The sequence below is a fragment of the Micromonospora sp. NPDC049203 genome (assembly GCF_043197215.1).
Taxonomy (GTDB): Bacteria; Actinomycetota; Actinomycetes; order Mycobacteriales; family Micromonosporaceae; genus Micromonospora.
The window spans coordinates 1-14,076 of the sequence record NZ_JBICSV010000010.1; the positions used below are offsets into that span (position 1 = coordinate 1).

General features: G+C 73.9%; 13 protein-coding genes. 7 read left to right on the forward strand and 6 right to left on the reverse strand.

What is annotated here, in order from left to right; all coding sequences use genetic code 11:
* Positions 1-145: 145 nt before the first annotated feature.
* Positions 146-1,318: a macrolide family glycosyltransferase gene (locus tag ACGFIA_RS23600; protein ID WP_393262279.1), complete on the reverse strand. Its 1,173-nt coding sequence runs from the start codon at positions 1,316-1,318 to the stop codon at positions 146-148.
* Positions 1,319-1,441: 123 nt separating this feature from the next.
* Between ACGFIA_RS23600 and ACGFIA_RS23605 the strand changes: the two genes are divergently transcribed.
* Positions 1,442-2,035 (forward strand): TetR/AcrR family transcriptional regulator, encoded by a 594-nt coding sequence (locus ACGFIA_RS23605; protein WP_393262077.1) that lies wholly within the window; start codon positions 1,442-1,444, stop codon positions 2,033-2,035.
* Between the two features lie 29 nt (positions 2,036-2,064).
* On the opposite strand, the gene ACGFIA_RS23610 is transcribed toward ACGFIA_RS23605, so the two are convergent.
* Both ACGFIA_RS23610 and ACGFIA_RS23615 read right to left on the reverse strand, forming a co-directional pair.
* Entirely contained in the window at positions 2,065-2,598 is a 534-nt protein-coding gene (locus tag ACGFIA_RS23610) for a tetratricopeptide repeat protein (protein WP_357479131.1), read from the reverse strand.
* Between the two features lie 719 nt (positions 2,599-3,317).
* Positions 3,318-4,175 carry an MBL fold metallo-hydrolase gene (locus tag ACGFIA_RS23615; RefSeq protein WP_357472651.1) on the reverse strand — a complete coding sequence of 286 codons (858 nt, stop codon included), beginning with the start codon at positions 4,173-4,175 and terminating at the stop codon, positions 3,318-3,320.
* A 205-nt stretch (positions 4,176-4,380) separates the two neighbouring features.
* Here ACGFIA_RS23615 and ACGFIA_RS23620 point away from each other — a divergent pair, with 205 nt between their 5' ends.
* Both ACGFIA_RS23620 and ACGFIA_RS23625 read left to right on the forward strand, forming a co-directional pair.
* Positions 4,381-5,157 (forward strand): class I SAM-dependent methyltransferase, encoded by a 777-nt coding sequence (locus tag ACGFIA_RS23620; RefSeq protein WP_357472654.1) that lies wholly within the window; start codon positions 4,381-4,383, stop codon positions 5,155-5,157.
* The gene (locus ACGFIA_RS23625) at positions 5,154-5,720 is read left to right on the forward strand and encodes a maleylpyruvate isomerase N-terminal domain-containing protein (RefSeq protein ID WP_357472657.1); all 567 of its coding nucleotides are present in this window, start codon (positions 5,154-5,156) and stop codon (positions 5,718-5,720) included. The genes ACGFIA_RS23620 and ACGFIA_RS23625 overlap by 4 nt, the downstream gene beginning before the upstream one ends.
* Before the next feature lie 7 nt (positions 5,721-5,727).
* On the opposite strand, the gene ACGFIA_RS23630 is transcribed toward ACGFIA_RS23625, so the two are convergent.
* Complete coding sequence (locus ACGFIA_RS23630; protein WP_393262082.1) at positions 5,728-6,198, reverse strand: DUF1992 domain-containing protein; 471 nt, start codon at positions 6,196-6,198, stop codon at positions 5,728-5,730.
* 132 nt (positions 6,199-6,330) lie between these two features.
* Here ACGFIA_RS23630 and ACGFIA_RS23635 point away from each other — a divergent pair, with 132 nt between their 5' ends.
* Positions 6,331-6,741 carry a DUF1232 domain-containing protein gene (locus tag ACGFIA_RS23635; protein WP_357387325.1) on the forward strand — a complete coding sequence of 137 codons (411 nt, stop codon included), beginning with the start codon at positions 6,331-6,333 and terminating at the stop codon, positions 6,739-6,741.
* Between the two features lie 12 nt (positions 6,742-6,753).
* On the opposite strand, the gene ACGFIA_RS23640 is transcribed toward ACGFIA_RS23635, so the two are convergent.
* A complete protein-coding gene (locus ACGFIA_RS23640; RefSeq protein WP_357387323.1) occupies positions 6,754-7,290 on the reverse strand; it encodes a GNAT family N-acetyltransferase in 537 nt (178 codons plus the stop codon).
* Between the two features lie 128 nt (positions 7,291-7,418).
* Here ACGFIA_RS23640 and ACGFIA_RS23645 point away from each other — a divergent pair, with 128 nt between their 5' ends.
* Positions 7,419-8,069 carry a LysE family translocator gene (locus ACGFIA_RS23645; RefSeq protein WP_357387321.1) on the forward strand — a complete coding sequence of 217 codons (651 nt, stop codon included), beginning with the start codon at positions 7,419-7,421 and terminating at the stop codon, positions 8,067-8,069.
* Between the two features lie 34 nt (positions 8,070-8,103).
* On the opposite strand, the gene ACGFIA_RS23650 is transcribed toward ACGFIA_RS23645, so the two are convergent.
* Positions 8,104-10,113, reverse strand: a complete 2,010-nt coding sequence (locus ACGFIA_RS23650; protein WP_393262086.1) for a beta-galactosidase — start codon at positions 10,111-10,113, stop codon at positions 8,104-8,106.
* A 115-nt stretch (positions 10,114-10,228) separates the two neighbouring features.
* On the opposite strand from ACGFIA_RS23650, the gene ACGFIA_RS23655 reads away from it, so the two are divergent.
* Together ACGFIA_RS23655 and ACGFIA_RS23660 are read left to right on the forward strand one after the other, a co-directional pair.
* Positions 10,229-12,592 carry a TIM-barrel domain-containing protein gene (locus ACGFIA_RS23655; protein WP_393262089.1) on the forward strand — a complete coding sequence of 788 codons (2,364 nt, stop codon included), beginning with the start codon at positions 10,229-10,231 and terminating at the stop codon, positions 12,590-12,592.
* A 48-nt stretch (positions 12,593-12,640) separates the two neighbouring features.
* Entirely contained in the window at positions 12,641-13,837 is a 1,197-nt protein-coding gene (locus ACGFIA_RS23660; protein WP_357387315.1) for an ROK family transcriptional regulator, read from the forward strand.
* Positions 13,838-14,076 lie beyond the last annotated feature (239 nt).

Below are 14,076 nucleotides of genomic sequence, written 5' to 3' on the forward strand. Positions count from 1 at the left end.
CCCACAACCTCCGGCCCTGCTTTTTTGGCTTTTTTTGGTTTGTTGTTTTTTTTTTTTTTTTGGGGTGGGGGGGGGGGGGGGGCGGCCGCGCGCGGCCCCCCCCCCCCCCCCCCCCCCCCCCCCCCCCCCCCCCCCACGCCGTGCCTCACCCGCGGCGTGCCGCGCTGAGTTCGGCCTCGATCAGGTCGGCGGCCCGGGCCGCGCCCCCGGCGGCGCGGGCCTGCCGCTTCAGCTCGGCGCTGCGGGCCACCACCGTCGGGTCCGAGGTGAGGGCCAGCAGCGTCTGGCGCAGCTCCACGGCGGTGACGCCGGCCGAGTCGACGACCCGGGCGACGCCGAGGGCGGCCAGCTGCTCGGCGTTGGCGAACTGGTCGGCCGCCTGCGGTACGGCGATCATCGGGGTCCCGCAGTAGAGACCTTCGCTGCTGCCGCCCATGCCGGCGTGGGTGACGAAGGCGTCCGCCTGTTCCAGGACGGCCAGCTGCGGTACCCACCGGTGGACCTCCACGCTGTCCGGGACGGGACCGAGCTCGGCCGGGTCGACGTGCGTGCCGATCTGCAGCACGGTGTGCCAGCCGGGCAGGTCGCCGAAGGCGGCGACGCAGCGGCGGTAGAACTCGGGCCGCCGGGTGAAGGCGGAGCCGAGCGAGACGAGCAGCACCTTCTCGGCGTGCTCCGGCCGTACCCAGGAACCCTGGTCGGAGCGGTCGGCCAGGACCGGGCCGACGAAGCTGTAGACCGACCGGTCCACCCGGTCGGCGTTCGGCTGGAGCGCCTCCGGCGGCAGGACGAGACTGCGGAGCGGCCGTCCCTGGAACGCCATGCTGTCGGTGACAGACGAACCCTCCGTGGTCAGCCACGCCGTGAACCGTCGGTAGTAGTCGGCGCCGCGCGGATCGGCCCGCATCGCCTCGACCACGGGTGCCATCTCCTGCTCGTAGCCGTCCCAGGCGACGAACGTCGAGGAGAGCTGGACGGCCGGAATCCCCCACTGCTCGCCGAGCAGCCGGGCCGGCGCGCCGGCGATGTCGTAGAGGAACAGGTCCGGCCGGTCGTCGTCGTAGGCGGCCCGCAGCTGCGGCAGCATGGCGATCGCGTCGTCGAGGAAGAGCGTGAGCTGCTCGATCGGGTCGTCGGTGCCGGCGCCGCCGTCGGCGGGCAGCGTCGAGGCGTACGGCTTCAGCTCCGCGCCGGTGGATCGGATGACCTCGGCGAAGGCGGGGTCGTTGGCATAGGTGACCCGGTGACCGCGCCGCACGAGGGTACGGATGATCTCCAAGCTCGGGTTGACGTGGCCGTGGAACGGAATGCTGACCATGGCGATGTGCGGCACGGGGTCTCCTGAGTTTCGCTGAGACGAGACGTTGCGTCTCGCCACAGCGGAGCATGGCGCCGCCATCCCGTCAAGACGATACGTCTCGTCTCGCTGTAGGCTCGCGGCGTGACCCCGCAGCCCACCCGCCGCAACGAGCAGTCCCGCCGCGCGATCCTCGCCGCCGCCCTGGAGCTGCTGACCGAGACCGGATACCCGGCCCTGACCGTCGAGGCGATCGCCGCCCGCGCCGGAGTCGGCAAGCAGACCATCTACCGCTGGTGGCGTGGCAAGGGCGCGGTCATCCTGGACGCGCTCGCCGACGACATGCCGGAGGTCGTCGCCCTGCCCGACACCGGCGACCTGCGCGCCGACCTGCGCCAGGTTCTTCGGGCCACCGTCGCCGAGTTCGCCGATCCCCGGCTGTCCGCCACCACCCGCGCCGTCACCATCGAGACGCTCGCCGACGAGGACCTGGCCGCCCAGGCGCGCGACCGGCTGCTCCGTCCCCAACTGAATGCGGTCCGCGTACGCCTGGAGGCCGCCCGCGAGGCCGGCCAGGTCCGCCCCGACGCTCCCCTGGACCTGGTGGTGGAGTTGTTGTTCGGCCCGCTGTACCACCGTTGGCTGCTGCGCAACGGCCCACTGACCGACGACTACGCCGACGGCATCGTCGACCTGGTGGTCGCCGCCGTCGCCCCGTCAGCGAGCGCCCGCGGCTAGCCAGTCGCCTGCGGCCTGTCGCGGGCGGCCTATCCGGCGGCCAGTTTCTGCGACATCCGGTCGAGTCCGTCCCGTATCAGATTCCCGTAGCCGTCGTCGCCGAGCGCGCCGATCCTCTCCCGGGCCCGCCGGAGGTAGTCCCGGGCCTGGTCGAGTTCGCCGAGCTTGCGGTGGCACTCCGCCAGGTTGAGATGCAGCGACGGGTACAGCCCGGCGACCGACATCGGCACCCCGGCCTGCGCGACCCGCTCGTCGGTGAGCAGGTCGGCCGCCGCGAGCGCCCGCCGGTCCCAGACAAGCTCCTGGCGTACGTCGTCCTGCACGTCGGCCATCGCGTGCGCGAGGACGCAGACGTGCAGGGGGTCGCCCTGTTCCCCGCCGATCTCGTCCCAGATCCGGGCGAACAGGTCGCGGGCGTCCTCCCGTCGGCCGTGCTGGTGGTGCATCTGTACGCCGTCGTTGATCCGGGTCAGCGTCGCGTCGAACACCATCGCCTGCTCCCTGGGGTCGGCTGCGGTGGCGTGATCGTACGCCGACAGCGCCCACGGAGCCTGCGCGCACATAACTGTCATTATGGTGCAGTGACGGTTTGCACCCTTTGTCGGGTCAACTTATTGGATTACTATTACCGATAATCCGGTAATCAGGTTCGGCGCGGGGGTTCCCTCGGCGCCGAGGTTTGACAGGATCGAGGCATGCGAGCCGCGAGCCGGAGATGGGGGCACCTCGTCCTGACCCCCTGTCTGCTGCTCGCGACGACCGGTTGCACCAGTGAGGACGATTCGGAGCGACCTGAACCTGCCGGCTCCGACTCCACCTCCCCCGGCGCACCGGCCGCGACGCTGCCACCACTGCCTGAGGGCGGACAGCGCCTGCGGTGCGCCGATGCGGTTGCCACGACTCCGGCTCCGGGTGATGGGTACCGGGTCGTGGCCGACGCCGTGGCGGTGCCGTCGACTGTGGTGCGACCCGACGACTCAACCGACGCACGAGGGCCGACGCGTCTCTTCGCCAAATGGGGCCTGTACGTGCGCGCCGGAACAGCAGTGGAAATTCGGGTGGCGCCCGGCTGGGCGGATCGCGCCCGCATCGGGTGGGGCCCGGGTGCCGTCCCGGCGACCACGGTGCAGGTCGGGGCGTGCCCGGCCGCTTCAGCCACGTGGTCGGTCTACACCGGCGGCACCTGGGTGGCGGGCCCGGCGTGCGTGCCGCTGGTGATCCGTTCCCAGGGACGGCAGGTCGAGGTGCGTCTCGCGATAGGCGCCGCGTGTGATGACAGCACCTAGCGTACGAACGGCCTGACGACCTCGAAGGGCTCCGGGAACCGTACGGCGATGCCGCTCTCCCGGCTCTTGCCGTCGAGAAACGCCCTGGCCACGGCGAACCTGTCGAAGAACCCTGGCAGCGGCCGCAGCCCGCGGTCCAGGGAGACGAAGAAGTCGTCCCAGTGGATCGGCACGATCAGGGCGGGCCGGGTCGCGTCCACCACGTGCCGCCAGTAGTCGTCCCGGAACCGTTCGGACTGCACACCCAGCGCGCCGATCGCGAGGTGGAGGACGTCGACGTCGAGCCCGTCGAACGCGTGCGGGACGAAGTTGGCGCTCGGGTGGATCAGCAGCGAGCCGTCGGGGTGGGTGATGAGGAAGGAGAAGCATCCGCCGTCGCGGTACCTGCTCGCCCGGACCGGCGGGACGAGCGGCTTCTCGATCGTGCCGGGGAACCGGTTGCCCGGGCTGTGGAGGCCGCCGAATACGCGCACGGTGAACGCGCCGACGCGGTACTCGCAGCCGTCGGCGATCCGGGTCATCGACTGTTCGCCGAGGCCCGCGCCGCGTCCCACGTTCAGCGTCGACTCGGAGCCGAACAGCCTGCCGCCGAGGTGCTTGACGACAGCGGGGGCGTCCATGACGTGGTCGTAGTGGGAGTGGGAGACGAAGAGCGCGTCGAGGCGGGACACGCCGGCCCGGGAGAGCGCGGCGGTGATCCGCCCGAGGTCGGGAGCCACGCGTCCAAGCGCGACGCGCAGCAGAGAGGGCCTGCTCAGGAAGCCGTCGATCAGGATGCCCGAGGTCCCGTCGGACACGTGCACTGTCGACGTGCCGAAGAAGGTGGACTCGACCGACGCTCCACTGGAGCCCATTCGCACATGGTAGTGCCGTCGCTACGGCGAATACCATGCCGCGGTGATCAAGAACCAGCCGGAACCTCCGGCCGACCCGGAACAGTTCCGGGCGCAGCGGCGAACCTGGAAGCCGTAGGCGCTGGAGACGAGCATCGGTGAGCTCTCGCGCAGTGTGGACGGTTAGCCCGGCGCGATGATCGCCCGTCGTCGATAGGGTGACCGGATGGACGAAGACGCACGACGCCGGCACTCGTCGTCGTTCGGCGCGGCGGCCACCGCGTACGCCGAACACCGTCCGGACTACGCGCGCGCCGCCGTGCGGTGGGCGCTCGAACCCGCGCCCGGTACGCGGGTGCTCGACCTCGGCGCGGGCACCGGCAAGCTCACCATGACGCTGGCCGAGGTGAGCGGCGACGTGACGGCGGTCGAGCCGGACGAGGCGATGCTGGCCGAGCTGCGCCGCGCCGCACCGGGCGTACGCGCGTTGCCCGGCAGCGCCGAGATGATCCCGCTGCCGGACGCCGCCGTCGACGCCGTGGTGGCCGGCAACGCCATGCACTGGTTCGACATGGCCGTGGCCGGGCCGGAGATCGCCCGGGTCCTCTCCCCCGGCGGCGTCCTGGCCGGGTTGTGGAACGTGGTGGACGACCGGGTCGACTGGGTGGCCGGGCTCGCGGCGGTCAGCGGAAGCGCCGCCATCGGCCCCCGGGACACGCCCGCGAGCTGGCGCGCGGCCACGGCCGGCATGCACCTGCCGACGGCGGGCGAGGCCCGGTTCGGCTCGCCCGAGCAGGCGGAGTTCCCGCACGGGCAGCGCCGTACCGCCGATTCGCTCGTGGCAACGCTCGCCACCCGGGCCGGGATGCTGGTCATGCCGGAGCGGGAACGTACGCGGACGCTGGACCGCATCCGCGCGTACCTGGCGAGCCGGCCGGAGACGGCCGACGGGGAGTTCACGCTGCCGATGCTCACCTGCGTGCTGCGGGTACGGCGCAGGTGAACAGCGCCGACGTCCGGGCCGCCGCCACCGGGATGACGGCCGTGCTGCGGCCCGCCGTCGGGCGGGACTGGACGGTACGCGCCGGGGATCTGGACTGGTCCTGCTGGACCACCGCCGCGCACATCGCGCACGACCTGACCGCGTACGCCGGTCAGGTGTCCGGCCGGCCCGGCGGCGGCTATCTCCCGTTCGACCTGCGGGTACGCGCGGACGCCGCGCCCGCCGAGGTGCTGACCGTCGCGGGGGCGGCGGCCGGGATGCTCGCCGCCACCATCGACGCCGCGAGCCCGGACGACCGGGCGTGGCACTTCGGCCCGTGCGATCCGGGCGGCTTCGCCGCGATGGGCGTGGCCGAGATCCTGCTGCACACCCACGACCTGACCCGAGGGCTCGGGCTGGACTGGTCGCCACCGGCCGAGCTGTGCGCCCGGGTGGTGCGCCGGTTGTTCCCGGACGCGCCGGAGGGCGACCCGGCGCCGGTGCTGCTGTGGCTGACCGGACGCGCACCGCTCGGCCACCGGCCACGACGTACCGCGTGGACCTGGCAGGCGGCGCGCCCCTGAGCGCGTGTCAGCGGCGCCACCAGCGCCAACGGAGGCGCGGGCGGGTCCGGGCGGCGTGCGGCGGCGCGGGCGCCGTGACGAGCGGCGTGACGCGTTCCCGGTCGGCACGCCAGCGGCGCACCGCCTCCTCGACGTTCACCGGGCGGACGACCACGCGTGGCCCGGTCGGGGTACGCAGCCAGGCCACCACCTCGGTGTTGAGCGCCGCCATGTACGACCGGACGGCCTCCTCGGTGGGCAGGTCGCGCAGCTCGGCCGGAAGCTGTTCGATGCGGCGGCGCAGTTGCAGCGGCGTGGGCAGCAGCAGGTCGGACGGGATCTGCTCGCGCTCCATGAAGCTGCGGATCCACCAGCCCTCGTCGTAGGGCATGTCGCGCCCCGGGATCGGCTTGCCGGCGCCCGGCAGGTTGTCGAACTCGCCGCGCTCCTGGGCCGAGCGGATCTGCGCCTCGACCGCGGCCTCCCAGCCTGTCGTCACCGCCGTCACCTCCCGTACCCACGGTAGCCGCCACCGTCCGGCAAGGGTCAGCGTCGCGCGGCGCCGGGCTGTTCCCGGGCGCCGGGCGACGCCGCCGCGTAGCGTGCCACCGGGTACGAAAGGGGTGACGGCGTGCGGGAGTGGCTCATCGGCCTCGCTGTGGCGACGGCCTGCCTGGTCGTGAGCTGGGGGGTGCTGGTGCTGCTGGCCCGGCGTCTGCCGCCGGGGCTGCTGCGCGATCTGGCCGCGTTCGTGCCCGACTGCGTGACGGCGGTGCGGCGGCTGCGCCGCGACCCGCGCGTGCCCCGCCGCGCCCGGGTCGCGATTGTCGTCGCCGGACTCTGGGTGGCCAGCCCGATCGACCTGATCCCGGAGTTCCTGCCGGTGATCGGCCCGCTCGACGACATCGTGGTGGTGGCGCTCGCGCTGCGCTATGCCGCCCGGCAGGTGCCCCGGCAGGTGCTGCTCGACGCGTGGCCGGGCGAACCGCGTCTGCTGCTGCGCCTGCTCGGCCCGGCCGCTGCCGCCCGAACCGACAGGTGAGCGCCGCCGGCGTCAGGGCCGGTGGCGGACGTGGCGGTGGCCGTCGCGCGGGTACGGCGGGCGGGCCGGCAGCACCTCGGCGAAGGCGTACCCGCTCTTCTCCGCCACCCGGCAGGAGGCCTCGTTGTCGACCTGGTGCAGCAGCTCCAGGTGGGTCAGCCCGGTGGCGGCGAACCGGGCGAACGCCCACGCGGTGACCGCCTCCACCGCTCGTGGCGCGACGCCCCGGCCGCGTGCCGGCGCGGCCGTCCAGTAGCCGACCTCGGCGGCCGGGCGGCCCGGGCGGACGTCCTTGAGCACCACGCAGGCCACCACCCGGTCCTCCTCCAGCACCGCGAACATGAACCGGTGCCCGGCGGCCCAGCCCTGGTGGCTGCGGCGCAGGAACACCCGCGCCTGCGCCGGCCCGGTCACCGGATGGCTGGTCCAGGCGCGCAGCACCGGATCCCGGTACGCCTCGATCAGCGCGTCGGCGTCACCGTCGCGCCACGGGCGCAGCAGCAGACCGGGCGCGGTCGAAGTGGCCGGCGCGGACAGCACGATCGACATGCGACAAGTATCACCGCCGCCCTCCGATCACGTGACCCGCACAACACCCCCATCAGCGCCCCACGGGTACCCGCGGACAACGGCAACCGGCGTAGGGTCCGGTTCACTGGCGGCAACGGGGAGGCGACATGGTGACTGTCGGCGCGGTCATGGGAATCGCCCTGGTGGCGCTCGGTCTGGTGCTCACGCCCGGGCCGAACATGGTCTACCTGGTGTCCCGGTCGGTGACGCAGGGGCGGCGGGCCGGGCTGGTGTCGCTGCTCGGCGTGGCCGCCGGGTTCCTTGTCTACCTGGCCGCCGCGGTGGCCGGCATCGCGACGGTGTTCGTGCTGGTGCCGCCGCTGTACACGGCGGTGAAGCTGGCCGGTGCGGCGTACCTGCTGTGGCTGGCCTGGCGGACGCTACGCCCGGGCGGCACGTCGGCGTTCACCCCGGCGCCGCTGCCGCCGGACCGGCCCCGGCGTCTGTTCACCATGGGCCTGGTCACCAACCTGCTCAACCCGAAGATCGCCATCCTGTACGTGTCGCTGCTGCCGCAGTTCGTCGACCCTTCGCGCGGGCACGTGGCGGTGCAGAGTCTGCTGCTCGGCCTGACGCAGATCGTGGTCGCGCTGACCGTGAACGCGCTCATCGTGCTCAGCGCGGGCTCGGTGTCGGCGTTCCTCACCCGCAGGCCGGGCTGGGCGCGTCTCCAGCGGTGGGTGATGGGCACCGTGCTGGCGGCGCTCGCGGTGCGGATCGCCGCCGACCGCTCCCGCGCCGCCGTCGCCACTCCCTGACGGGGGTACGCGCGCGAACACCGTCGGGGCGGCGTCACGACGGCTCCTCGCGCACCACCGCCACGCCACCCGGTGCCACAGTCAACGCGCTCCCGACCGCCTCGCCGGTCAGCATCTCGACCCCCGCAGCCGGCACCCGCTGCGGTTCGTCGGTGTGGTTGAGCAGGTAGAGCAGGCTTCCGTCGCCGTCGTGGCGGCGTACCGCCTCGACGCCCGGCGGCGCACCTGGACAGGCCGGGGTCACACCGGCGAGCCGGGCCGCGTCGGTGAGCAGCCGCCGGTAGGTGTCGTCGTCGGGGCGGGTGGAGACGTACCAGGCGTACGCGTCTCCGACCCGGTGCCGGGTGATCGCGGGCCGGCCGTCCAGCACTCCCCCGACGTACGCGCTGACCGTCTCCGCACCGGCCGGGTGCACCGTCTCGGACCAGATCCGGCCGGTCCCGCCGCCGGTCAGCGGCACCCGCTCCCCGTCGGCGAGCGGGTGGAACTCCTCCACCCGCACGCCGAGCAGGTCCCGGTACGCGCCCGGGTAGCCGCCGAGGCGTACCCGGGCGTGCTCGTCGGCGACACCGCTGAGCCAGGTCACCAGCAGGTGCCCGCCGCCCTGGACGTGCCGGCGTACCCAGTCGACAGTGGCGTCCGAGGCGAGGTAGAGGGCGGGGAGCACGAGCAGCCGGCAACCGTCGAGCGGGGCGCCCGGCGGCACCACGTCTGCGGTGACGCCCGCGTGCCACAGCGCCCGGTGCGCGGCGGCCGCCTCGCCGCAGTGGTCGAGTCCGGCGCGGGGCATCCCCGGGTGCCGCAGCGCCCAGTCGCTCGCCGCGTCGTACCCGATGGCCACCGCCGCCTCGACGCGGCCCGGCGCGGTCCCGGTGAGCCGGCCCAGCGCGGCGCCGAGCGCGGTGGCCTCCCGGAACACGCGGGTGTCCGCCCCGGCGTGTGACACCACGGCGGAGTGGAAGCGTTCCGCGCCGCCGGCCGGGGCACGCCACTGGAAGAACATCACCCCGGCGGAGCCGCGCGCGACGTGGGCGAGGCTGTGCCGGGTCATCCGGCCGGGCTCCTTGGTGTGCATCCGCCCGGCGGTGTGGAGCTGGTTGGGGGCGCTCTCGGCCAGCAGCCACGGCGCGGGCTTCCCGGCGCCGTGGCGGGCCCAGCCGCGGGCCAGGTCGGCGGCGAACGCGGTCTGCTCCTCCGCGCCCCTGCCGGTCGCTGACGGGTAGTGGTCGACGGCGACCAGGTCCACCTCGCGCGCCCAACGGGCGTGGTCGACAGGCACCCAGTCGCCGAGCACGTAGTTGGTGGTGATCGGCACCTGCGGGTTCGCCGCGCGCAGCAGGTCCCGCTGCTCGGTGTACGCGGACAGCAGCGTGTCGGACCAGAAGCGGCGGAAGTCGAGCAGCTGGCCGGGGTTGGCGAGGTACTGGGTGGCGCGGGGCGCGCCGACCTGCGCCCAGTCGGAGTAGTGCTGGCTCCAGAAGCTGGTGGCCCAGGCGTCGTTCAGCGCGTCGAGGTCGCCGTGGCGGGTGGTGAGCCAGCGGCGGAACGCCGCCTCGGCGTGCGGGCAGTGGCAGGTGGTGCCGTACTCGTTGTGCACGTGCCACAGCGCCAGCGCCGGGTGGTGTGCGTAGCGCGCGGCCAGCACCTCGGTGATGTTCCGGGCCGCGTCGCGGTAAGCGGGCGCGGCGGCGCAGTAGGTGTCCCGGCTGCCGTGGGTCAGCCGTACGCCGTCGGCGGTGACCGGCAGCGCGTCCGGGTGGCGCAGCGAGAACCACGGTGGCGGCGACGCGGTGGGGGTGGCAAGCGCGGCCCGGATGCCGCCCGCGTGCAGCAGGTCCAGCACGCGGGCGAGCCAGCCGAGCGTGTAGTGACCGGGTTCGGGTTCCAGCCGGGACCAGGCGAACACGCCGACGGTGACCAGGTTGACCCCGGCGGCGCGCATCAGGGCGACGTCCTCGCGCCACACCTCCGGCGGCCACTGCTCCGGGTTCCAGTCCCCGCCGTAGCAGAGCCGGCCGTCGCCCCACAGCGCTTTAGTTGGCATCCCGGCCAAAATAGGAAGAGGTGCGACGGAAAGTCAATGCCATCGATCATTGACAGTTAGTTGGGATTCCAAAGAAACTGGCGAGACCGCCCGTGGACGCCGCGAGGAGACGCCCATGCCGTACCGCCCGCCGCTGGTCCCGTACGAGACGTTCGTGGCCGACCCGCCCGACCTGCCGGTCCGCGCCCCCGGCGAGGAGGGCGCCGACGACGTGCTGCGGGCCGAGGTAGCCGCCACCGACGCGCATGGCGTCACGCTCACCGCGACCTGCACGTCCGGCCGCACGCTCGTCGCCCGCATCGAGGCCGCCGGGGACGGGATCATCCGGGTACGCCTCGCCGACGACCTCTCGGTCCGCAGCCGCTCCGCCGCGGCGCTGACACTGGTCCACCCGCAGCCGCACCCGGCCACCGTGACAGTCGACGGTGACCGGGTGCGAGTGAGCGCCGGCGGCGTGGTCGCCGAGCTGCGCCTGGACCCGTGGGAACTGCGGTTCCGCACTCCCGACGGGCGGCTGCTGCTCGCCTCCGACGGCGGCACCCGGGACATCAGCGGCCGGCGCCGCACGCTGCCGCTGGGCCGCTCCACAGTCGACGGCGAGCCGGTCGCCTGGCACGAGAGCTTCGTCGCGCCCGGCGACGAACGGTTCGTCGGCTTCGGCGAGAAGTTCACGCCGCTGGACAAGCGCGGCCAGCGCCCGCTGATGTGGAACTTCGACGCCTTCGGCGGGGAGTCCGACCGCTCGCACAAGAACGTCCCCTTCTACCTGTCCGACCGCGGCTACGGCGTCCTGGTCGACAGCGGGCTGCCGGTGCAGTTCGACATGTGCGCCAGCACCCACAGCACCGTGCAGATCCTCGTCCCGGACGACCTGCTCGACTACTACGTGCTGGCCGGGCCCACCCCGGCCCAGGTGCTCGACCGGCTGGACACGCTCACCGGGCGGCCGTACCTGCCGCCGAGGTGGGCGTTCGGCGCGTGGATCTCCTCCGGCTTCTTCCCGGACAGCCAGCAGCGCGTGCTGGAACGGGCCCGGCGTCTCCGTGAGCGGGACATCCCCTGCGACGTGCTGCACCTGGACTGCTACTGGCAGGTCGCCGGGCACTGGTCGGACCTGCGCTGGGACGCCGACGCCTTCCCCGACCCGGACGGCATGCTCAAGGACCTCACCGAGCAGGGCTTCCGGGTGTGCCTGTGGATGAACCCGTACCTGATGACCGGCAGCCCGCTCTACGCCGAGGCCGAGGCCGCCGGGTACTTCCTGCGCCGCCCCGACGGCGAGACGTACGTCGCCGACACCTGGCACGGCAGCTACCCGGCCGGGGCCATCGTGGACCTCACCAACCCGGCCGCGGTGCGCTGGTTCCAGGGGCTGCTGCGGCCCCTGCTGGCCCAGGGCGTCGCGGTGTTCAAGACCGACTTCGCCGAGGGTGTGCCGGCCGACGCGGTGGCACACAACGGCCTGACCGGCGTCGAACTGCACAACGTGTACGCGCTGCTGTACAACGACGCGGTGGCCGATGTCACCGAGGAGGTCGCCGGGCACCGCGCGGTGTGGGCGCGCTCGTCGTACCTGGGCGGGCAGCGGCACAGCGCACAGTGGAGCGGCGACGTCAACGCCACCTGGCCCGGTATGGCCAGCACGCTGCGTGGCGGCCTTTCCCACGGGCTGTCCGGGGTGCCGTTCTGGAGCCACGACACCGGCGGCTTCAACGGCACCCCCGAGCCGGACCTCTACGTGCGCTGGACCCAGTTCGGCGCGCTCTCCCCGCTGGTGCGGCTGCACGGCACCACCAGCCGGCTGCCGTGGGAGTTCCCGCCCGAGGCGGAACGGCACGCGGTGGACGCGCTGCGGTTGCGCTACCGGCTGCTGCCGTACCTCTGGTCTGCCGCGGTGGCGAGCGCCCGTACCGGCGGTCCGATGATGCGGGCGCTGCTCGTCGACACCCCGGACGACCCGGTCGCGTGGGCCACCGACCTCCAGTACCGCCTCGGGCCCGACCTGCTGGTGGCGCCGGTGCTCGACCCGTCCGGCGAGCGCGCCGTCTACCTGCCGGCCGGCGACGACTGGCTCGACGCGTACACCGGGCAGCGGCACCCCGGCGGACAGCACCTGCGGGTGAGCGTGCCCCTGGACCGGCTGCCGCTGTACGTGCGGCACGGCGCGCTGATCCCCGTGGTGGCGCCGGCCGCGACGGTCGGGACGGGCCCGTTCCGGGACGTCACGCTCGTGGCCTGGGGCGGCGTCGACGGCGTGAGCGTGGTGCGGGACCCCGACGGCGACACCACAGTCACCGCCGTGCGCGACGGCGACACGCTGCGCGTACGCGTGGAGGGGCCGCTGGACGTGCGGCGCGTCAGCGTGGTCGGGACGGACCCGCCGCGCCGGGTCGTGCTCGACGGCGAACCGGTGCCGCTGACGCCGTTCGCGCAGTGGTTCGGCGGCGGGGACCGGCCGGCCGGGATCTCCCCTATTTAGTTTAAGCTGTAGCCGAACCCACGGCCGGGCGCAGGAGGCGGGCAGTACGTGATCAGCATCGACCGGCCGACGGCCGACCTCGGCGACGTGCGGGTGACCAACCGGGCCGCCGTGCTCCGGCACGTCCGCCGGCACGCCCCCTGCTCCCGGGCGGACGTGGCCGCGCGGACCGGCCTGAACAAGGCGACCGTCTCCAGCCTGGTCGCCGAGCTGATCGAGCACGGCCTGCTGCGCGAGACCGGGCTGACCGAGAACCGGGTGGGCCGCCCGGCCACCATGCTCGTCCTCGACGGCGCGCGTTACGTCGGGCTCGGCCTGCGCGTGGGCGCGGACGAACTGGTGGCGGTCGCCGCCGGACTCGGTGGCGACCCGGTGCTCACCTGGCGGCGCGCGTTCCCCGCCGCCACCGCCGCTCCCGAGGAGACGGTGAAGGCGCTCGCCGCGCTGGCCCGGCGTGCCGTCACCCGGGTCGGGGCGGACCGTACGGTGCTCGGTCTGACAGTCGCCGTACCAGGGCTCGTGGACCCCGACGGCGACGTGCCGGCCGCTCCGGCGCTGGGCTGGCGCGGCGTGCCGCTGGCCGCGTCGGTCCGCCGCGCGCTGCGTGATCCCGGCTTCCCCGTCGCCGTCGACACCGAGGCCAACCTGGCCGTGCTGGCCGAGCGGCGGCACGGCCCGTACGCCGCCACGACCGACCTGGTCCACCTCACCGGCGGCCCGGCGATCGGCGCGGGCCTGATCAGCGGCGGCCGGCTGTTGCGCGGCGGCCGGGGCTTCGCCGGGGACATCGGCCACCTGCCACTGGCCGCCGACGGCCCACCGTGTGACTGCGGACGGCGCGGCTGCCTCACCGCGCTGCTCGGCGTGGACGCGGTGATCGGCCGGCTGCTGCCGGACGCCGGGCGGGTCACCGACCATCTGCCGGAGATCGAACGTGTCCAGGCTCTGGCCCGCGCCGGGGACGAGCCGGTACGCACCGGGCTCACCGAGATCGGCAGGCTGCTCGGGCAGGCGGCGTCGGTGCTGGCCGGGCTGCTCGACCCGGAGGTGGTGGTGGTCGGCGGCCACCTGGCGGCGCTCGCGCCGTGGCTGCTGCCCGCCGCCCACGCCGAGATCGCGTCCCGCGCACCGGTCCCGCCCGGTGTGCGGTTGGAGGCCAGCACGCTCGGGTCCGCTGCGGGTGCGCTGGGCGGGGCCACCGCCGCGCTGGCCGGGGTGGAGGCGGGGCGGCTGCCCGCCGGATGACCTCTTGACCGCACCGGCCGGGAGGTGTCAACCTCGGTAGCGCCGCGTTCCGGGACCGGGCAATCCCGAAGCGGCGTATTTTTCGGCGGTTGTCGAAGCGCTTCACCACCGCTCCGGGCCGACCCCGCCGACCGGCCACCACCACCCTTGACTCGCGTGCGCGCCGCCGTCTCACCGGCTCGACCGTCGAAGCGCTTCGACGGTCGAGCGGCGACCCGCACGCCGACCGGAGGCGCCCA

Coding starts and splice junctions, on each gene's coding strand:
- ACGFIA_RS23600 (WP_393262279.1), bottom strand. CDS start 1,318: ATGGTCAGCATTCCGTTCCACGGCCACGTCAACCCGAGCTTGGAGATC.
- ACGFIA_RS23610 (WP_357479131.1), bottom strand. CDS start 2,598: ATGTGCGCGCAGGCTCCGTGGGCGCTGTCGGCGTACGATCACGCCACC.
- ACGFIA_RS23615 (WP_357472651.1), bottom strand. CDS start 4,175: ATGGGCTCCAGTGGAGCGTCGGTCGAGTCCACCTTCTTCGGCACGTCG.
- ACGFIA_RS23620 (WP_357472654.1), top strand. CDS start 4,381: ATGGACGAAGACGCACGACGCCGGCACTCGTCGTCGTTCGGCGCGGCG.
- ACGFIA_RS23640 (WP_357387323.1), bottom strand. CDS start 7,290: ATGTCGATCGTGCTGTCCGCGCCGGCCACTTCGACCGCGCCCGGTCTG.
- ACGFIA_RS23645 (WP_357387321.1), top strand. CDS start 7,419: ATGGTGACTGTCGGCGCGGTCATGGGAATCGCCCTGGTGGCGCTCGGT.
- ACGFIA_RS23650 (WP_393262086.1), bottom strand. CDS start 10,113: ATGCCAACTAAAGCGCTGTGGGGCGACGGCCGGCTCTGCTACGGCGGG.
- ACGFIA_RS23655 (WP_393262089.1), top strand. CDS start 10,229: ATGCCGTACCGCCCGCCGCTGGTCCCGTACGAGACGTTCGTGGCCGAC.